An 18411-nucleotide genomic window follows, 5' to 3' on the forward strand; every position below is an offset into this window, starting at 1 on the left:
CCGGCCGGCTCTCCGGGGGCCAGCGGCAGCGCGTCGCCATCGCCCGCGCGCTGGCCCTGGACCCGGTACTGGTGGTCGCCGACGAGCCGACGAGCGCGCTCGACGTCTCCGTGCGGGCCCAGATCCTCAACCTCCTCCTCGATCTGAGGGAGCGTCTGGGGCTCGCCCTGGTCTTCGTCTCCCACGACATCCAGACCGTACGGCGGATGAGCGACCGGGTGATCACCATGTACCTGGGCCGGATCGTCGAGGAGGCCCCGGCCGGCCACGTCACCGACCGGGCGCGGCACCCGTACACCCGCGCCCTGTTCTCCGCCACGCCGGGCCTGCTCGACCCGATCGACCCGATCCCGCTGACCGGTCCGGTCCCGTCGGCGACCCGGCCGCCGAGCGGCTGTCCGTTCCGCACCCGCTGCTGGAAGGCGGACGACGTGTGCGCCTCGGTGATGCCGGAGTTTTCGGCCGCGTCGCGCCCGGGACATCGCTACCGGTGTCACCATCCTGTGGAGGAGGACCAGTCGACCCGCGACCTCGTGCGCCAGAGTCTTCCCAGGGAGCCTTGATGACCTTCCCCGCCCCGCTGACCGGTGTCGTACCGCCCGTCTGCACCCCCCTGACACCGGATGGCGAGGTGGACGTCCCCTCGCTGCTCAGACTCGTCGACCACCTGGTGGAGGGCGGGGTGCACGGCCTGTTCCTGCTCGGCTCGACCTCGGAGGCCGCGTATCTGACGGACCTGCAGCGCCTGCTGGTGCTGGAGGCGGTCGTGGGCCATGTCGGCGGTCAGCTGCCGGTGCTGGCCGGGGCGATCGACATGACCACGCCCCGGGTGCTGGCAGGCGTCCGGGAGGCCACCGCGGCGGGCGCCCAGGCGGTCGTCGTCACCGCCCCCTTCTACACCCGTACCCACCCGGCGGAGATCGCCCGCCACTACCGCCGGGTCGCGGCGGCCGGCGCCGTCCCGGTCATCGCCTACGACATCCCGGCCGCCGTCCACACCAAGCTCCCTGCCGACCTGGTCCTGGAACTGGCCGCCGACGGGGTGCTGGCGGGCCTGAAGGACTCCAGCGGCGACCTGGGCGCCTTCCGCCAGGTCGTCACCGGCGCCCGGAACCTCGCCGACACCACGGGCTTCAGCGTGCTCACCGGATCGGAGCTCGTCGTCGACGCGGCCCTCGCGCTCGGGGCGGACGGGGCCGTGCCGGGCCTGGCCAACGTCGACCCGCACGGCTACGTCCGGCTCTACCGCCTGTGCCGGTCCGGCGACTGGGAGGGGGCGCGGGCCGAGCAGGAGCGGCTGTGCGCCCTGTTCGGCATGGTGGGCGTCGGCGACCCGTCCCGGATGGGCGGGAGTTCGTCGGCACTCGGCGCGTTCAAGGCGGCGCTGCATCTGAGGGGGGTCATCGACTGCCCGTTGACGGCCGAGCCGCAGATCCCCCTGTCCGCGGAGGAGGTCGAACTGGTGGGGAAGTACCTCGCGGGCGCGGGACTCCTCTAGCCCTCGCCGGCGGGGCCCGCCAGGAAGTCGCCGACCGGCAGCCGCCGGAACTCGATCGTGTCGTAGGTCCCCGTCGCGCCCGTCTCGTACAGGATCCCGACCGTGTCGTGGTCCACCTGTACGAGATCGGAGTAGGCGGCCTTCCACGGGGACAGCGTGAGCACCTTGGCGAAGGTCCGCCCGGCGTCCGTGCTGCGCCAGATCGCCATCTCCCGGCGGGCGGTGGGCACGGACGGGCCGGAGAACAGCAACGGGGTCTTCCCGCCGCGGAGCTGGAGGACCGAGGCCTCGACGACGGGGACGTCGTTCAGGGCGGGCTGGGCCGCGTAGGGGCGGTCGAGGGTCTCGGCGCCGTCGCCGGAGTAGGTGTCGAGACGGTTGCCGGGCCCGGTGCCGTTCTGGTCGCGGGAGCTGAAGTACAGCCTGCCGTCGGGCAGTTGGGCGGCACTGCTCTCGTTGGAGTTGTGCACGCCGTCATAGGTCGCGTCGACGAAGCCAAGCCGCCAGCCGCGGCCGCCGTCGTCGCTGTAGATCGCGTGGGCGCCGTAGTACCTGGCCTCCTGGCCGGTGTCGGCGGAGCCGGCGGGCGGAGCGGCCGAGTGGTCGGCGGGGACGACCAGCCGGCCCCGGTGCGGGCCCCGGGTGAGCGCGACGGCGTGCCCGGGACCGGTCGCATACCAGCGCCAGCCCTCCGGCTTCACCTCGGCGGTGATGTCCCGCGGGGGTGTGAACCGGCGGCCGTCGTCGCGGCTGCGCTGCACGAACACCCGGCGGCTCTGCTCCGGGGTGACCTCGCCGCGCATGATCTGCGCCTCGGTCACGGCACCGCTGTTGTAGGAGGTGACCAGCACGATCGCCCCGGTGCGCGGGTCGACCACCGGCGCCGGGTTGCCCCGGGTGTCCCCCTCGCCGGCGGCGGCCACCTCGAGCGGGCCCCAGGTGCAGCCCCCGTCGGTGGAGCGCCTGAGGACGACATCGATGTCACCGGTGTCGCCCGCGCTGTCGTGCCTGCCCTCGGCGAAGGCCAGGACCGTGCCTCGGCGCGTGGTCACGACGGCGGGGATGCGGTAGGTGTCGTAGCCGCCCTCACCGGAGGCGTAGGGCACCGAGGAGGCGCAGCCCGGGTCGGCGTGGGCCGCCTGCGCGAGGGTGAGCACGGTGAGGAACGCGGTGGCGGCGAGGAGGGTGCGGCTCAGGAGGGGCACGGTCACATGCTGCCCGGAATCACCAGCCCCGACTCGTACCCCACGATGACCAGCTGCGCCCGGTCGCGCGCCCCGAGCTTGCCCATGATCCGGCTGACGTGGGTCTTGGCGGTGAGCGGGCTCAGGCCCAACGACCCGGCGATCTCGGCGTTGTTCAGTCCGCGCGCGACCAGGGTCAGTACCTCCCGCTCGCGATCGGACAGGCATCCGGGGCCGCCCGCCACCGGTGCCGAGGGGCTGCGCAGGAACCGCTCGATCAGCCGTGCGGTGGGGCCCGGGGAGAGCAGGGCCTCGCCCGCGGCCACGGTGCGGATGGCGTCGAGGAGTTCGGCCGGACGGGTGTCCTTCACCAGGAAGCCGGAGGCGCCGGCACGCAGCGCCTCCACGATGTTCTCGTCGGTGTCGTAGGTGGTGAGGACCAGCACGCGGACCCCGGCCAGGTCCTCGTCCGCGGCGATGAGCCGGGTCGCCTCGATGCCGTCGAGGTCGGGCATGCGGATGTCCATCACGACGAGGTCGGCGCGCTCGCGGCGGGCCAGCTCCACGGCCTCCCGGCCGGTGCCGGCCTGCCCGACGACCACCATGTCCCGGGCCGACTCCACGAGCATGGCGAAGGCCGCCCGGACCAGGGTCTGGTCGTCGGCGAGCAGGACGCGGACGGGGTTCACCGGGCTCCCTCCAGGGGCAGTTCGGCGGTCACCTCGAAGCCCTCCCCGTCCGCCCGGGACCCGGCCTCCACCGTCCCGTCCACGCTGCGTGCCCGTTCCCGCATCCCGGCCAGGCCGAAGCCGGGGGTGCCGTCGGCCACGCCGGTGCCGTCGTCGGTGACCCGGACCCGCAGGGCGCCGTCCCCCTCGGCCACGCTCACCCGTACGGAGAGGTCCTCCCGCCCTCCGTGCCGCACCGCGTTGGTGAGCGCCTCCTGCACGATGCGGTAGACGGCCGCGCCGACGGCGGGCGGGACGTCGCCGGCCCGCACGGTTAGCTCCACCGTCGCCCCCGCCGCCCGCGCGGTCGCCGCGAGGTCGGGCAGACCGTGCAGGCCGGGCAGGGGGCCACGGGCGTCCGGCGAGCCGTGGTCGCCGTCGCGCAAGACCTCCAGGGTCGTACGGATCTCACCGCGGGCGGTGCGGCAGGTCTCGGCGATGTCGTCGAGGGCCTTGGCGACGGCCTGGCGGTCCAGGCGTCCGGGGTCGGCGGCCAGGACATGGGCGGCGACGGAGGTCTGCACGCCGATCAGGGTGATGCTGTGGGCGAGCAGGTCGTGCAGGTCGCGGGCGATGCGCAGACGCTCTTCGGCGACCCGGCGGCGGGCCTCCTCCTCACGGGTGCGCTCGGCGCGTTCGGCGCGTTCGAGGGCCGCGGTGACGTTCTCGCGGTGGACCCGGATGTAGCTGCCGATGACGAGCATGGCGATGACCCACCCGGTGATGCGCATGCTCTCGGAGACCCCGGCCATGCCGTCGCCGATCTTCAGGACGACCATGAGCGCGATGACGCCCGCGCCGATCAGCAGGGTGCGCCGGAGCGTGCGGGTCTCCGCCACGGTGTAGAGGACCGCCATCGCGGCGGAGGTCGGCGCGGAGTGGTTGTAGCCGAGTTCGTGGTACGTCGCGATCAGCACGATCCCCACGAACAGCACCGCCATCGGGGCCCGGCGCCGCCAGACCAGTGGCACGTGGGCGCAGAGCAGCAGTGTCCAGCCGAGCGCGTCCGGGTCGCGTCCGCTGCCGAGGCCGGTGGTCGCGATGAACGACGCGACCAGGGCGAGGGCGGCCGCGAGGCACGCGTCCTGCCGCAGGGTGTCGCGTGGCGCGAGCCCGATGACCGCACGGATCCGCGGGCCGGGACCGGGCCGGATGCCGCTGAGGGTTGCCTGCACGGGCTCCATCTTCCGTCAGTCGGGCGCCCCCGCGGCGGGCGGGGGCGCCCGGTGCTTCAGCTCACGGGCTCCGGCGCGCGCCGCGGCCGTTGCGGGTCGGGCGTCCGGGACAGCCCGCCCGGCCACCACACCCAGCGCCCCAGCGCCACGCTCGCGCTGGTCACCAGGTAGGTGCGGACCAGGAAGGTGTCCAGCAGCACGCCGACCGAGATGACGAAGCCGAGCTCGGCGAGCTGGACGAGGCCCATGTTCGTCAGCACCGCGAAGGTGGCCGCGAGGACGAGACCGGCGGAGGCGATGACCCCGCCGGTGGTGCGCAGCGCGGTCAGCGCGGCGGCGGCCGGTTCGGCGCCGCCGAGGGACTCCTCCCGCATCCGGTGCATGAGGAAGATGCCGTAGTCGACGCCGAGGGCGACCAGGAACACGAAAGACAGCAGCCCGAGGCCCGGGTCCGTGCCCTGGAAGCCGAACAGCGGCCCGAACACCAGCCCGCCGATGCCGAGGGCCGCGCCCCACACCGCGACCACGGCGGCCACCAGGATCAGCGGCGCGACCAGGGAACGCAGCAGGGCGACGAGGACCAGCAGGACGGAGGCGAGGACGATCGGCACGACGACCAGCCGGTCGCGGGCGTTGGTGTCCTCCAGGTCGATCTGCTGGGCGCTGGGTCCGCCGACGTAGGAGCCCTTGAGCGTGTGCCGGAGCTCCTTGATGGTGGCGGTCTCGCCCGCGGACTGGGGCGGCGCGGCGGCGATCACGGAGATCTCCGTCCAGCCTCCGCCGCTGCGTCCCCGCTCGGCGCTCGCGACTCCCCGGGTGGCGCGGACCGCCGTCAGGGTCGCGTCGGCCCGCCCGGTGGGGGTGATGACGTCGACGGGCTGCGCGGACCGTTCCGGGTAGGCCCGGGCGAGGGTCTGCATGGCGGTGACGGAGTCCGGCTTGTCGACGAAGGTGTCCTGCTGCTTGACCGTGCCGGACAGGTTCAGGGCGCCGAGCGCGAGCGCGCCGAGCAGGACGGCTCCGGCGGCGAGCACGGTACGCGGGCGGCGCCCGGCGGAGGTGCCCATCGCGGCGAACAGCGACCGGCGGGCCCTGGGGCTGCTGCCGTACGCCGGGACCAGCGGCCAGAACACGCGACGGCCCAGCAGGACGAGGACGGCGGGCAGGAGCGTCAGCATGGCGGTCAGGGCGCACAGCACGCCGACGGTCCCCAGCGGGCCCATCCCGCGGCTGGAGTTGAGGTCGGCGGCGAGCAGGCACAGCAGTCCGGCGGCGACCGTGCCTGAGGAGGCGAGCACGGCGGGCCCGCAGCCGCGCAGGGCGGACCGCATCGCATCGTACGGCCGCTCGTGGCGCCGCAGCTCCTCCCGGTAGCGGGAGACCAGCAGCAGGGCGTAGTCGGTGCCGGCGCCGAACACGAGGATGGTCATCACGCCCGAGCTCTGGCCCGAGACGGTCGTGCCGAAGGTCTGGTTGAGTCCGTAGGCCACGCCCATGGACAGGAAGTCGGCGGTGCCGGCGACGACCAGCGGGACCAGCCACAGCAGCGGGCTGCGGTAGATGAGGATCAGCAGGACGGCGACGACGCCGACGGTGGTGTAGAGCAGCGGTCCGCCGAGCGACTGGTAGACCTCGCCCGCGTCCGTCGCCAGGGCGCTCGGGCCGCCGACGTCGACCGTCAGCCCGCCCCTGTCCCGGGCGACCCGGCGGACGTCCTCGACGAGGGCGTCGCGCTTCTTCTCGTCGGTGCCGGGCTCGTTGCTGGTGACCGGGTACATGAGGGTGGTGCCGTCCTTGGACGGGATCCCCCGCGGTGTCCCGGCGAGCGTGTGCTGCCGGGCGATGGTGGCGACCTGCCCGCCCGCCGTGGCCCGGTCGGCGGCGGTGAGACCGCCGTCGCGGTGGTAGACGAGGACCAGTTCGGTGGTCTCGCCGCCCGGCAGACGGTCCTGGATCTTCGCCACCTCGGTGGAGTCGGCGCTCGCCGGCAGGTAGTCGGTGACCCGGTTGTGCTGTACGTCGGCGAGCTTCGCGGCGAACGGCGAGGCGACGGCCAGGACGCCGGCCCACAGTGCGAGCAGCAGCCAGGGGACGGCCCGTCGTCGTGTGCTTGTCGTTTCTGCGGCCCCCATGGAAACGGGCCCTCCCTCCGGCGCGGACGTCTGGTTACGGTCTCCAGACTTCCGGCGCCGGGGGCGGGATTCGTCGCGCGGGAGGGCGAGTTCGGGGGTACTGCCACGGGTGACCGGGCGGCCGGACTACTCCCCGGGGAGTATCAGGTCGGAGTACCGGCGGCCGCCGCGAGCAGCCGGGTGACCTCGTCCGCGCGGATGGTGAGGGCCGCGCCGATGGTGGTCAGGACATCGCGTTCGGCGGGTGTGTAGGGGCCGTCGGCGAGGGCGACGCGGGCGCCCTGGAGGAGGATCGCCTCGCGGCCGACGGGGGCGAGGTGCGGGGCCAGCGGGTCGAGGGACTCGTGCAGTTCTATGGCCAGGCTCGCGCCGCCCGGCTGTTCGAAGAGCCGGCCGGTGTCGGCGGCCAGGGCCTCGACGAGCGCGCAGAGCTGGTCCTCGGTGCAGTCCTGGAAGCCGGCGGCGCGGACCTGACTCGCGGCCGCCTCCAGGGACGTACGGGCGCAGGTGCCGCCGGCGGCGAGCACGGCCAGGGCGACGGTGTGCACCGCGTCACGGAGCATCGCGGAGAAGCGGGAGGTGGTCGGATGGTCGAGGACGTCGGTGCCGAAGTGCCGGCGGCAGGCCGCGCACTCCACGACCGGGCCGGTGGCCCCGCGCGGCAGCACGGGCACGCCCAGGAGGGTGAAGCGGCGGCGGCCGGTGAGCCGCTGGTAGTTGCGGTCCCCTCCGCAGCCGGGGCAGAAGAACTCGCCGTCTCCCACGGGCGTCCACGCGGTGCGGGTACCCAGAATGCGCACAGGCCTGGTGGCACGGTCGTCTCGTCCCCGTACTGGCAGCACGTCGCACCTCCGTAAGTCCCCCACTGCCTTAAGGGCGTGGGCGGTGCCCCCACGGCAACGTCGCCGCGTTGGCGTGATGTTAGCCACATTGTCGAGGTGGAGTCAGCACCCTGTACGAGACCTTTCCGTGACCTCCATGTTCCCGTGGCCGAGAAACGACGGTGCCCCGACCGCCGTGTACGGCGGTCGGGGCACCGAAACGCCCGGTGAGAGGGGTCAGCGCGTCGCGCGGTTGACGGCGGACACGACCGCCTTGAGCGACGCACGCGTCGTGTTCGCGTCGATGCCGATGCCCCACAGGACCTTGCCGTCGATCGCGCATTCGATGTACGAGGCGGCCTGCGCGGAGGCGCCCTCGCTCATCGTGTGCTCCTGGTAGTCCAGCAGCCGTACGTCGATGCCGATGGACTGCAGGGCGTCGAAGAAGGCTGAGATCGGACCGTTGCCGGAGCCGGTCAGGACGGTGTCCTCGCCGTCGACCGTCGCCTCGACGGTGAGGGTGTCCACGCCGTCGGTGTCGGTGGTCGACTGGCCGGTGCGGACCTGGATGCGGCCCCACGGGTTGTCCGGGTTCGGCAGGTACTCGTCCTGGAAGACCGACCAGATGTCGCCGCCGGTGACCTCGCCGCCCTCGGCGTCCGTCTTCGCCTGGATGAGCTTCGAGAACTCGATCTGCATCCGGCGGGGCAGGTCCAGCTTGTGGTCGTTCTTCAGGACGTAGGCGATACCGCCCTTGCCGGACTGCGAGTTGACGCGGATGACGGCCTCGTAGGAGCGGCCGACGTCCTTCGGGTCGATCGGCAGGTACGGGACCGCCCACTCGATGTCGTCGACCGTGACGCCCTTGGCCTTCGCGTCGGCCTCCATGGCGTCGAAGCCCTTCTTGATGGCGTCCTGGTGGGAGCCGGAGAAGGACGTGTAGACCAGGTCGCCCACGTACGGGTGGCGCGGGTGGACCTCCATCTGGTTGCAGTACTCCCACGTACGGCGGATCTCGTCGATGTCGGAGAAGTCGATCTGCGGGTCGACGCCCTGGGAGAACAGGTTCATGCCCAGGGTGACCAGGTCGACGTTGCCGGTGCGCTCGCCCTGGCCGAACAGGCAGCCCTCGACGCGGTCGGCGCCGGCCATCAGGGCCAGCTCGGCGGCCGCGACGGCCGTGCCGCGGTCGTTGTGCGGGTGGACGGACAGGCAGACGTGCTCACGGCGGGACAGCTTGCGGCCCATCCACTCGAAGCGGTCCGCGTGCGTGGAGGGGGTGGAGCGCTCGACCGTGGCCGGCAGGTTCAGGATGATCTCGCGGCCCGGACCGGGCTGCCAGACGTCCATGACCGCCTCGCAGACCTCCAGCGCGAAGTCCAGCTCGGTGTCGGTGAAGATCTCCGGCGAGTACTGGTAGCCGAACTCGGTCTCGGGGCCCAGCAGCTTCTCGGCGTACTCCATGACCAGGCGGGTGCCGTCGACGGCGATCTGCTTGATCTCGTCCTTGGAGCCGCGGAAGACCACCCGGCGGAAGACCGGGGCGGTGGCGTTGTAGAGGTGGACGGTGGCGCGCCTGGCGCCCTTCAGGGACTCCACCGTCCGCTCGATCAGGTCCTCGCGGGCCTGGGTCAGTACGGAGATGGTGACGTCGTCGGGGATGGCCCCCGGCTCCTCGATGATCGAGCGCACGAAGTCGTAGTCGGTCTGGCCGGAGGCCGGGAAGCCGACCTCGATCTCCTTGTAGCCCATCTTGACCAGCTGGTCGAACATGCGGCGCTTGCGCTCGGGCGACATGGGGTCGATCAGGGCCTGGTTGCCGTCGCGCAGATCGGTGGAGAGCCAGCGCGGGGCGGTGGTGATCCGCTTCTCGGGCCAGGAGCGGTCCGGGATGTCCACCTGCTCGTACCGGCCGTACTTGTGGATCGGCATGGAACTGGGCTGCTGGCGGTTGGCCATGATTGCGTGGGCTCCTCTAGAAGTCCGGTGAGTCCGGTGTCCGGAAGGACGGCCGACGACGCAACACCAAGCTCCGCGGGGAGGGAGTCGGCCTCTTGACTACAGGCCCTCGCCGCGGCAGCTAAGGAGAAGCAGCCCGAAACGCATGATGCTCCGCAGCGTAGCCGAGCCGCGCCGGGTGCGCGGGTCTGTATCAGTATGCGGGACCCGAAGGGCAAATAGGACAAAAGGTGCTGCATACCACTCCGCTACGAGGAGTGGGGGTTCTTGTCCCTGTATTTCACCAATCATGGTTGCGGGTAGTGACAGCGGCATAACACAGTGCAAGGGTGCCGGACATGACCAGCAACGGGGGCTTCGAGCCCGTTTTCTGCACGATCGTGCCACCGCACGTCCTCGACAAGCTCGCCCAGACCGAGGACCCCGCGATCGCCCGGCCCGCCCGCCGCACCCTGGAGCGGGACGCCTTCGAGCGCACCCGCCGGCGCCTGACCACCGTCATCGGCGCCCCCTCCGTCGCCGCACCCGCCACCGCCGAGGCCGGCAAGCCGCAACGCACGATCTACGACCTCCACCACGGCACGGACCTGCCCGGCAGGAAGATCCGCGCGGAGGGCGCGACGCCGAACAAGGACGCCACCGTCAACCGGGCCTACGACGGCCTCGGCGCCACCTTCGAGCTGTATCTGAAGGCCTACGAGCGCGACTCGATCGACGGCAACGGGCTGCCGCTGGACGCCACCGTCCACTACGACAAGGACTACAACAACGCCTTCTGGAACGGCGAGCAGATGGTGTTCGGCGACGGTGACGGGGAGATCTTCCTCGACTTCACCCTCCCTATCGACGTCATCGGCCACGAGCTCACCCACGGCGTCACCCAGTACACGGCCAACCTCACCTACTTCGGCCAGCCCGGCGCCCTCAACGAGTCGGTCTCCGACGTCTTCGGCTCGCTGATCAAGCAGTACTCGCTGGGCCAGACCGCCGCCGAGGCCGACTGGCTGATCGGCGCGGGCCTGCTCGCACCGCGCGTCACCGGCACCGCGCTGCGCTCCATGAAGGCCCCGGGCACGGCGTACGACGACGACGTCCTCGGCAAGGACCCGCAGCCCGCGACCATGGACGACTTCGTCCGCACCGGACGCGACAACGGCGGCGTCCACATCAACTCCGGCATCCCCAACCACGCGTTCTACCTGGTCGCCACGGCCCTCGGTGGCAACGCCTGGGAGCGGGCCGGACAGATCTGGTACGACGTGCTGACCGGCGGCACGCTGAAGACGGACGCGCTGTTCGCGGACTTCGCCACGCTGACCGTCTCGGCGGCGAAGGCGCGCTACGGCACGGGCGAGGAACTGGACGCCGTCACCAAGGCCTGGGAGCAGGTCGGGGTGCGCACCCTCTAGATCCGTACTAGACAGGGACCCATGCGTATTCAGGTGAGTCGCACGGGCGGATTCGCGGGCATCGAGCGGCATGCCGAGGTGGACACCTCGGGGCGGCCCGACGCACACGAGTGGGAGGCCCTGGCCGGGCAGGCACTCGCCGCCGGCCAGGGCGCACCGCCCACCGGGGTGCCGGACGGCTTCAGCTACGAGATCACGGTGGACGGGAAGACCGCGTACGCGGCAGATCCCCGGCTGACGGACGAACAGCGGAAGCTCATCACGTGGGTACTGAAGGAAGGGGCATGACCAGCGGCGGCCGCTGACTGCGGGTTCGCGCGCGGGCGTTGACTTCTGTTACCAGCGGTACGGATGATCCCGCCCATGGCGACGAACCCGATACCTCAGTTCCCGGCCGGCTTCCTGTGGGGTGTGTCGACCTCGGCCCACCAGATCGAGGGAGCGGTGGACGAGCGCGAGCCGTCCGTCTGGGACGCGTTCACGGCGGAGCCGGGACGGGTGAAGGACGGCTCGACGGCGGCGGTGGCCTGCGACCACTACCACCGCTACCCCGAGGACGTGGCGCTCCTGGCCGGCCTGGGCGTGGACGCGTACCGCTTCTCCATCTCCTGGCCGAGGGTGAACTCCCCGAACGGCCTCGACTTCTACGACCGCCTGGTGGACGAGCTGTGCGCGGCGGGGGTACGCCCCGTCCCGACCCTCTTCCACTGGGACCTCCCGGTCACGCTGGACTGGCTGGACCGGGACACGGCGGCGCGGTTCGCCGACCACGTCTCGCGGGTCGCCGCCCGGCTCGGCGATCGCGTGACCAAGTGGATCACTCTCAACGAGCCCGCGGAACACACGCTGTTGGGCCACGCCCTCGGCGCCCACGCCCCGGGCCGGCAGCTGCTCTTCGACGCCCTCCCGGTGGCCCACCACCAGCTCCTCGCCCACGGCCTGGCGGTGCGGGCACTGCGCGCGGCCGGGGCGGCGGACATCGGTATCGCCAACTCGCACGGGCCGACCTGGCCCGCATCGCGGGATCCGGCCGACCTGGAGGCGGCGGGCTTCTACGACCTTCTGCTCAACCGCCTGTTCGCCGAGCCGGTCATCCTCGGCGAATACCCGGACGGAATCGGCGAGTTGATGCCCGGCGACATCCAATCGGACCTGAAGGTGATCGCCGAGCCGCTCGACTGGTACGGCGTCAACTACTACGCCCCGACCCGGGTGGGCGCCCCGCAGGGCACGGACACCGAGTTCGGCGGACTGACGATCCCGTCCGAACTGCCCTTCTCCGTGCGGGAGATCGAGGACCGCCCCGTGACCGACTTCGGCTGGCCCGTCGTTCCCGAGGGCCTGACGGAGCTGCTCACCGGCTTCCGCGAACGCTACGGCGACCGGCTCCCCCCGGTCGTCATCACCGAGAACGGCTGCTCGTACGAGGGGATCGACGACCAGGACCGCATCGCCTACCTGGACGGCCATGTGCGGGCACTGCACCGGGCGCTGGAGGCCGGTGTGGACGTACGCGGCTACTTCGTCTGGTCGCTGCTGGACAACTTCGAGTGGGCCGAGGGGTACGCGCGCCGGTTCGGCCTGGTGCACGTCGACTACGGGACGCTGGAGCGCACCCCGAAGGCGTCGTACCGCTGGTTCCAGCAGCTGCTGCGGGCGCAGGGACCGGGGGCGGGTGGATGACGACGGCCCGGCCACCGGCCGCCCTGGCCGAGCCCGTCGAACGGGTCGGCCGGGGCTGGACCGCGACGCTCTCGCTGGCCAACGGGGCCATATGGGTGGGCTGGTTCGGCCCGCTGCAGATACTGCTCGCCTCCCAGGCCAAGGACTTCGCGCCCGGCTCCGGCATGTCCAAGGAGACCATGCTGGCCTGGGTCACGGGCGCGGGCGCGTTCGTGTCCCTGGTCGCCAACCCGTTCTTCGGCGCGCTGTCCGACCGGACGACGGCCCGCCGGGGCCGCCGCACACCGTGGATCGTGGCCGGTGCGGCGGGCGGCGCGCTGTCACTGCTGCTGCTCGCTGGCGCGGGCGGGGTGTGGACGATGGCGCTGGGCTGGTGCCTGGTCCAGCTGACGCTCAACGCGGCCTTCGCGGCGGTCACGGCGGCGGTGCCGGACCGCGTGCCCAGGCTCCAGCGGGGCTCGGTGGGCGGCTGGCTGGGGGCGGCGCAGATCCTCGGCGTGGTCGGCGGGACGGGACTGGCGACGGCGGCGGGCGGGATCGGGGCCGGGTACGCCGCGTGCGCGGTGTTCACGGCGGTGGGTGTGCTGCCGTACGTGCTGCGCTACGAGGACCTGCGGCTCGCGGACGAGGACCGGCCGCCCTGGGACCGGCGGGGCTTCCTCGCGGGTTTCTGGCTGAGCCCGCGCCGCCACCCCGACCTCGGCTGGGCGTGGCTGACCCGCTTCCTGATCAATCTGAGCAACTCCCTGGTCCTGCTCTATCTCCTCTACTACCTGCGGGACCGCATCGACTACCACGACCCCGACGAGGGCGTGCTGATCCTGACGGCGGTGAACGGCCTGACCCTGCTGGGCACGGTCGTGGTCGGCGGAATCTGGTCGGACCGGGTGGGCCGGCGCAAGCCGTTCGTACTCTGGTCGGGCGCGCTGATGGCGGTGGCGACGGCGGCCCTCGCCGCGTGGCAGACCTGGCCGGGCGCCGTCGTGGCGGCGGCGGTCCTCGGCATCGGCTTCGGCGTGTTCACCTCGGTCGACTTCGCGCTGATGACGGACGTCCTGCCGAAGGCGCTGGACCGGGGCAAGGACCTCGGCGTCATCAACGTGGCCAACGCCCTCCCCCAGGTCGCGGCCCCCGCCCTGGCCGCGCCGATCGTGAACCACCTCGGCGGCTACCGGGTGCTGTACCTGGTGGCGGCGCTGGTCGGACTGGCGGGAGCGGGGCTGGTGGGCCGGATACGGGGGGTCGACTAGGTACTTTCCGGCGGGCGCCCGGTCACACCGGTGCGTCCAGTACGAGGGCCGAGGTCCGGCACGCCGGGAGCACGCTCCCCCGAGCTCTCGGCCTCGCTCGGGCAGGGGCCCCATGAAGCCGCCGGGCCCGCTCTCCGGGCGGACGACGGGGAGGTGACGACAGGGCCTAGAAGCCCAGCCGGCGCAGCTGCTTGGGGTCCCGCTGCCAGTCCTTCGCCACCTTCACATGGAGGTCCAGGAAGACGGGAGTCCCGAGGAGGGCCTCGATGTGCTTGCGGGACTTCACACCGACCTCCTTCAGTCGCTTGCCCTTCGGGCCGATGATGATGCCCTTCTGGCTGGGGCGCTCGATGTAGAGGTTGGCGTGGATGTCGAGGAGGGGACGGTCCGCCGGGCGGTCCTCGCGCGGGAGCATCTCCTCCACGACGACCGCGATGGAGTGCGGCAGCTCGTCGCGCACGCCCTCCAGGGCGGCCTCGCGGATCAGTTCCGCGATCATGACCTGCTCGGGCTCGTCCGTGAGGTCACCCTCTGGGTAGAGCGCCGGGCCCTCCGGCAGCAGCGGGACGAGCAGGTCGGCCAGCAGGCCCACCTGCTTGTCGCCGACCGCCGACACCGGGACGATCTCCGCCCACTCGAAGCCCAGCTCCTTGCCGAGCTGGTCGATCGCGATCAGCTGCTCGGCGAGGGCCTTGGAGTCCACCAGGTCGGTCTTGGTGACGATGGCGACCTTCGGGGTCTTCCGGATCCCGGCCAGCTCCTTGGCGATGAAGCGGTCACCGGGGCCGATCTTCTCGTTCGCCGGAAGGCAGAAGCCGATCACGTCGACCTCGGCCCAAGTGGTGCGGACCACGTCGTTGAGGCGCTCGCCGAGCAGTGTGCGCGGCTTGTGCAGACCGGGGGTGTCCACCAGGATCAGCTGGGCGTCGGGCCGGTGCACGATGCCGCGTACCGTGTGCCGCGTCGTCTGCGGCTGGTTCGCGGTGATCGCCACCTTCTTCCCGACCAGAGCGTTCGTGAGGGTGGACTTGCCCGCGTTGGGCCGGCCCACGAAGCAGGCGAAGCCGGCGCGGTGGACGGCCTCGGCCGACTGCTCGGATGACTGGGTGCGAACGCTCATGCCGCCCATTGTCCCTGATCGCCCGAGCGGCGCCGCACCGTGAGCTTCCGGAAACCCCCACGCAACGAAACGTCACGGAAACACACCTGTACGCAACCGGAAACGCGCACCCGTGAATCTCTGACGAGCCCCCACACCGCTGGAGACGACCGTGACCCTCGCCGCAGAGCACGCAGACACCGGTGACACCGCCTGGCTGCTCGCCGCCACCGCCCTGGTCCTGCTGATGACGCCGGGCCTGGCCCTGTTCTACGGCGGCATGGTCCGCACGAAGAGCGTCCTCAACATGCTGATGATGAGCTTCGTGTCGATCGCTCTGGTGACGGTGGTGTGGCTGGCGGCCGGCTACTCCCTCGCCTTCGGCGACGACATCGGCGCCGGTCTCCTCGGCGGGCTCGACCACGCCGGAATGAGCGGCATCGGTCCCGGCAGCGTCCAGGGCACGGTCCCCACCCTCCTGTTCGCCACCTTCCAGCTCACCTTCGCGATCGTCACGGCGGCCCTGGTCAGCGGCGCGATCGCCGACCGGGCGAAATTCGGTGCCTGGCTGGTGTTCGTGCCGGTCTGGACGCTCCTCGTATACGTTCCGGTCTCCCACTGGGTCTGGGGCCCCGGTGGCTGGATCCTCCGGCATCTCGGCGCTCTGGACTTCGCCGGCGGCCTGCCCGTCGAGATCACCTCCGGCGCCTCCGGGCTGGCGCTGTGCCTCGTCCTCGGTCCGCGGCTCGGGTTCAAGAAGGACGCCATGCGGCCGCACAACCTCCCGATGGTGATCCTCGGCGCCGGACTGCTCTGGTTCGGCTGGTTCGGCTTCAACGCGGGCTCCGCGATGGGCGCCAACGGCCTGGCGGCCGCCGTCTTCCTGAACACCCTCGCCGCCGGCTGCACCGGACTGCTCGGCTGGCTCTTCGTCGAGCAGAAGCGCGACGGGCACCCCACCACGCTCGGCGCGGCCTCCGGTGCCGTGGCCGGCCTGGTCGCCATCACCCCCTCCTGCGGCTCCGTCTCCCTGCTCGGCGCCCTGGTCGTCGGCCTCGCCGCCGGTGCCCTCTGCTCCTACGCGGTCAGCTGGAAGTTCAGGCTGAACTACGACGACTCGCTCGACGTCGTCGGCGTCCACCTGGTCGGCGGCATCGTCGGCACCCTCCTCATCGGCGCCTTCGCGGAAAAGGCGATGACCGGTGGCGCGGAGGGCCTCTTCTACGGCGGCGGGCTCGCCCAGCTCGGCAGGCAGCTGGTGGCCGTGGCGGTCGTCGCGGTGTACGCCTTCGGCATGACGTACGCCATCGGCAAGGCGATCGACAGGACCACCGGCTTCCGCGCGAGCGAGGAGCAGGAGCACACCGGCCTGGACCTTACGGTGCACGCCGAGACGGCTTACGATCACGGGGTCCTGGGCCACGGAGCCCCCGTCGCCCACTCCGTCGTCCCCACCCCCCAGAAGGTCAAGTCCCAGGCATGAAGCTCATCACCGCGATCATCAAGCCGTACCGCCTCGACGAGGTCAAGACCGCCCTCCAGGAGCTCGGCGTGCAGGGCCTGACCGTGACCGAGGCGAGCGGGTACGGCCGCCAGCGCGGCCACACCGAGGTGTACCGCGGCGCCGAGTACCGGGTCGACCTGGTGCCCAAGGTCCGCATCGAGGTCGTCGTCGAGGACGCGGACGCCGACCCGGTCATCGACGCGATCGTCAGGGCCGCGCAGACGGGGAAGATCGGGGACGGGAAGGTGTGGGCCGTGCCCGTCGAGACGGTGGTACGGGTACGGACGGGCGAGCGCGGCCCCGACGCGCTCTGACCAGCAGCGCCCCGCCGACGGCTCCCGCGGCGAACGCCAGCGCCACCACCAGCCACGGCAGCGCGAGGAACGACGCGCTCGCCGACTCCCGGGTGCCGGTGGCGCTCGCCGTCAGCGTGATGTCCCCCCAGTCGAGCTGGGGCGCGTCCCGCCAGGGCTCGGTGAGCCGGACCCGCTGGCCCGGCAGCAGCTCGGAGGGGATCCGGGTCAGGTCACGGGCCAGGAGCGTGCGGCCGAACAGCCCTCGTGCGCGCAGCTCCACCTTCGGGTCGAGGGTGACGTTGCCCGTGTTGTGCAGGCTGTAGGAGATCGTCGCGCCGCTGTCGCCGAGGCCGGGGACCAGCGGCTGGTGGTGGGTGACGTGCATGTTCTCGATGGAGATCGCGGGCAGCACGGGTCCGCTCACCCGCAGGTGGACACGGGCGCCGACGGCCCGCTGCACGCCGAGCGCGAGTGATCCGCTGCCGGCCTCGATCCGTTCGTCGAGCGCCACGATCGCCCCCGGGTGGTCGCCGGGTTCGGCATCCCGCGGGACGCGCAGCGTGAAGGGCACGGTGACCTTCTTGTGCCCTGGAACGGTGACCCGGGACCGGGCGGGCCTCGCCCACGCGCCGACGCCCCGCATCCGTTCCTTCGGGGTCCGCACGGCGAAGCCCCCGTCGCGGGCGGTGTTGTAGGCGTCGGCCGCGTAGAGCCGGAAGGTGAGCGGCTTCGCGGTCTTGTTGGCCACGACCACCTTGTCCGTGATCGTCTGCCCGGGATCGGCGGAGAGGTAGAAGTAGGGCCGCGCGGCGACGCGGGAGGAGACGGGGTAGACGGACCAGCTGCCGTTGTCGGCGGCGTACGCGGGCGCGGTCGTCAGCCCGCAGAGCAGGCCCGAGAACAGGCCGAGCAGGCTCAGGAGGAGGACGTACGGCTTGCGCATGGGTGCGGACCCCCCACGGACGGAGTCGGTTCGGCGGTCGGGCGGGTGCGGCCCCGGTGCGAAGGGGCGCCCGGCCACCGAGAGAGGGCGGATCAGGTGAGCGTGAGGGTCAGGACGCCGGAGTACGAGCCCGGAGGCGTGAACGCCGGTACGTCCAGGGAGAGTCCGGCGTCGACGGTGAACTCGCCGCCGGTGAGCGTGGAGTCGGGCGTCGACGCCAGAGTCGCTCCCGAACCGCCCACCGTGCCCGCCGAACCGGCCTTGCAGGTGCTCGGGCTGCCGGCCTTGGTCGCGCAGGCGGGCGTCCAGCTCAGCTTCCCGGCATCGATCTTGGCGCCGGGACCGGTGAAGTCGGTGACCTTTCCGGTCAGGGACCAGCCCGCGGGCCCGCCGCGGAAGTCCTTGACGGTCACCGTCTGCAGGGAGCCCGTGGAGGCACCGCCCTTGCCGAAGTCGACCGCCGAGAGCGAGACGGCGTCCCCGGCCTGGGACATGGACAGGGTCCCCGCCTTGACGGTGGTGGTCAGCTTCTGGCTGCCGTCGGGAACCGGTGTGGTGTCGTTCACGACGTAGGCGGCGGGTCCGGCCCCCTTGTCCGCGTTCCATGAACTGCCCTCGTACGCCACGATCCCGGTCGTCGTCCTGTCGCTTAAGGTTATAGGGGCGCTTAAGTATCCCTGTTCTTTAGCGTTGGCGTGTTCCCCGTCAGCGGTGGTGTGATTATAAAACA

General features: G+C 71.9%; 16 protein-coding genes and 1 pseudogene. 8 read left to right on the forward strand and 9 right to left on the reverse strand.

The features are described 5' to 3' along the window. On the forward strand, nucleotides 1-563 hold a 563-nt coding region (locus ACFW2E_RS18885; RefSeq protein ID WP_384467766.1), incomplete at its 5' end, for an oligopeptide/dipeptide ABC transporter ATP-binding protein. Beyond that, complete coding sequence (locus tag ACFW2E_RS18890) at nucleotides 563-1498, forward strand: dihydrodipicolinate synthase family protein (protein ID WP_384467768.1); 936 nt, start codon at nucleotides 563-565, stop codon at nucleotides 1496-1498. The genes ACFW2E_RS18885 and ACFW2E_RS18890, both read left to right, overlap by 1 nt. Here the strand turns inward: ACFW2E_RS18890 and ACFW2E_RS18895 are convergent. The 6 genes from ACFW2E_RS18895 to leuA form a co-directional block, all read right to left on the reverse strand. Further along, nucleotides 1495-2703, reverse strand: a complete 1209-nt coding sequence (locus ACFW2E_RS18895; protein WP_384467770.1) for an exo-alpha-sialidase — start codon at nucleotides 2701-2703, stop codon at nucleotides 1495-1497. The two genes, ACFW2E_RS18890 and ACFW2E_RS18895, sit on opposite strands and share 4 nt — an antisense overlap. A 2-nt stretch (nucleotides 2704-2705) precedes the next feature. Beyond that, the gene (locus tag ACFW2E_RS18900; protein ID WP_384467772.1) at nucleotides 2706-3371 is read right to left on the reverse strand and encodes a response regulator; all 666 of its coding nucleotides are present in this window, start codon (nucleotides 3369-3371) and stop codon (nucleotides 2706-2708) included. After that, nucleotides 3368-4594: a sensor histidine kinase gene (locus ACFW2E_RS18905; protein ID WP_384467774.1), complete on the reverse strand. Its 1227-nt coding sequence runs from the start codon at nucleotides 4592-4594 to the stop codon at nucleotides 3368-3370. The genes ACFW2E_RS18900 and ACFW2E_RS18905 overlap by 4 nt, the downstream gene beginning before the upstream one ends. A 47-nt stretch (nucleotides 4595-4641) precedes the next feature. Beyond that, the gene (locus ACFW2E_RS18910; RefSeq protein WP_384467776.1) at nucleotides 4642-6717 is read right to left on the reverse strand and encodes an MMPL family transporter; all 2076 of its coding nucleotides are present in this window, start codon (nucleotides 6715-6717) and stop codon (nucleotides 4642-4644) included. A gap of 143 nt (nucleotides 6718-6860) precedes the next feature. Continuing rightward, the gene (locus ACFW2E_RS18915; RefSeq protein ID WP_384467778.1) at nucleotides 6861-7559 is read right to left on the reverse strand and encodes a TerB family tellurite resistance protein; all 699 of its coding nucleotides are present in this window, start codon (nucleotides 7557-7559) and stop codon (nucleotides 6861-6863) included. 216 nt (nucleotides 7560-7775) lie between these two features. Continuing rightward, the gene (leuA, locus tag ACFW2E_RS18920) at nucleotides 7776-9497 is read right to left on the reverse strand and encodes a 2-isopropylmalate synthase (protein ID WP_384467780.1); all 1722 of its coding nucleotides are present in this window, start codon (nucleotides 9495-9497) and stop codon (nucleotides 7776-7778) included. Between the two features lie 338 nt (nucleotides 9498-9835). On the opposite strand from leuA, the gene ACFW2E_RS18925 reads away from it, so the two are divergent. The 4 genes from ACFW2E_RS18925 to ACFW2E_RS18940 all read left to right on the forward strand — a co-directional run bounded on the left by ACFW2E_RS18925 (nucleotide 9836) and on the right by ACFW2E_RS18940 (nucleotide 13839). Continuing rightward, the gene (locus tag ACFW2E_RS18925) at nucleotides 9836-10906 is read left to right on the forward strand and encodes a M4 family metallopeptidase (protein WP_384467782.1); all 1071 of its coding nucleotides are present in this window, start codon (nucleotides 9836-9838) and stop codon (nucleotides 10904-10906) included. A 21-nt stretch (nucleotides 10907-10927) separates the two neighbouring features. Further along, on the forward strand, nucleotides 10928-11194 hold the full coding sequence (locus tag ACFW2E_RS18930) for a protealysin inhibitor emfourin (RefSeq protein WP_384467784.1): 267 nt from the start codon (nucleotides 10928-10930) through the stop codon (nucleotides 11192-11194). Between the two features lie 63 nt (nucleotides 11195-11257). Next, on the forward strand, nucleotides 11258-12589 hold the full coding sequence (locus ACFW2E_RS18935; RefSeq protein WP_384467786.1) for a GH1 family beta-glucosidase: 1332 nt from the start codon (nucleotides 11258-11260) through the stop codon (nucleotides 12587-12589). Next, nucleotides 12586-13839: an MFS transporter gene (locus tag ACFW2E_RS18940; RefSeq protein ID WP_384467788.1), complete on the forward strand. Its 1254-nt coding sequence runs from the start codon at nucleotides 12586-12588 to the stop codon at nucleotides 13837-13839. Before ACFW2E_RS18935 ends, ACFW2E_RS18940 begins: the two co-directional genes overlap by 4 nt. A gap of 166 nt (nucleotides 13840-14005) precedes the next feature. Here the strand turns inward: ACFW2E_RS18940 and era are convergent, their stop codons facing one another. After that, nucleotides 14006-14959, reverse strand: a complete 954-nt coding sequence (gene era, locus ACFW2E_RS18945; protein ID WP_384467790.1) for a GTPase Era — start codon at nucleotides 14957-14959, stop codon at nucleotides 14006-14008. Between the two features lie 151 nt (nucleotides 14960-15110). On the opposite strand from era, the gene ACFW2E_RS18950 reads away from it, so the two are divergent. Together ACFW2E_RS18950 and ACFW2E_RS18955 are read left to right on the forward strand one after the other, a co-directional pair. After that, nucleotides 15111-16421 carry an ammonium transporter gene (locus ACFW2E_RS18950; RefSeq protein WP_384467792.1) on the forward strand — a complete coding sequence of 437 codons (1311 nt, stop codon included), beginning with the start codon at nucleotides 15111-15113 and terminating at the stop codon, nucleotides 16419-16421. Continuing rightward, nucleotides 16418-16756, forward strand: coding sequence for a P-II family nitrogen regulator (locus tag ACFW2E_RS18955; RefSeq protein ID WP_384467794.1), 339 nt, complete (start codon nucleotides 16418-16420; stop codon nucleotides 16754-16756). The genes ACFW2E_RS18950 and ACFW2E_RS18955 overlap by 4 nt, the downstream gene beginning before the upstream one ends. On the opposite strand, the gene ACFW2E_RS18960 is transcribed toward ACFW2E_RS18955, so the two are convergent. Together ACFW2E_RS18960 and ACFW2E_RS18965 are read right to left on the reverse strand one after the other, a co-directional pair. Further along, complete coding sequence (locus ACFW2E_RS18960; RefSeq protein ID WP_384467796.1) at nucleotides 16650-17681, reverse strand: WxL protein peptidoglycan domain-containing protein; 1032 nt, start codon at nucleotides 17679-17681, stop codon at nucleotides 16650-16652. The two genes, ACFW2E_RS18955 and ACFW2E_RS18960, sit on opposite strands and share 107 nt — an antisense overlap. A 92-nt stretch (nucleotides 17682-17773) precedes the next feature. Beyond that, nucleotides 17774-18411 (reverse strand): annotated as a pseudogene (locus ACFW2E_RS18965) (beta-xylosidase); the annotation flags it as partial.

Source organism: Streptomyces sp. NPDC058964 (genome assembly GCF_042741275.1).
GTDB lineage: Bacteria > Actinomycetota > Actinomycetes > Streptomycetales > Streptomycetaceae > Streptomyces.

Coding starts and splice junctions, on each gene's coding strand:
- ACFW2E_RS18890 (WP_384467768.1), top strand. CDS start 563: ATGACCTTCCCCGCCCCGCTGACCGGTGTCGTACCGCCCGTCTGCACC.
- ACFW2E_RS18905 (WP_384467774.1), bottom strand. CDS start 4,594: ATGGAGCCCGTGCAGGCAACCCTCAGCGGCATCCGGCCCGGTCCCGGC.
- ACFW2E_RS18910 (WP_384467776.1), bottom strand. CDS start 6,717: ATGGGGGCCGCAGAAACGACAAGCACACGACGACGGGCCGTCCCCTGG.
- leuA (WP_384467780.1), bottom strand. CDS start 9,497: ATGGCCAACCGCCAGCAGCCCAGTTCCATGCCGATCCACAAGTACGGC.
- ACFW2E_RS18925 (WP_384467782.1), top strand. CDS start 9,836: ATGACCAGCAACGGGGGCTTCGAGCCCGTTTTCTGCACGATCGTGCCA.
- ACFW2E_RS18930 (WP_384467784.1), top strand. CDS start 10,928: ATGCGTATTCAGGTGAGTCGCACGGGCGGATTCGCGGGCATCGAGCGG.
- ACFW2E_RS18935 (WP_384467786.1), top strand. CDS start 11,258: ATGATCCCGCCCATGGCGACGAACCCGATACCTCAGTTCCCGGCCGGC.
- ACFW2E_RS18940 (WP_384467788.1), top strand. CDS start 12,586: ATGACGACGGCCCGGCCACCGGCCGCCCTGGCCGAGCCCGTCGAACGG.
- era (WP_384467790.1), bottom strand. CDS start 14,959: ATGAGCGTTCGCACCCAGTCATCCGAGCAGTCGGCCGAGGCCGTCCAC.
- ACFW2E_RS18955 (WP_384467794.1), top strand. CDS start 16,418: ATGAAGCTCATCACCGCGATCATCAAGCCGTACCGCCTCGACGAGGTC.
- ACFW2E_RS18960 (WP_384467796.1), bottom strand. CDS start 17,681: ATGCGCAAGCCGTACGTCCTCCTCCTGAGCCTGCTCGGCCTGTTCTCG.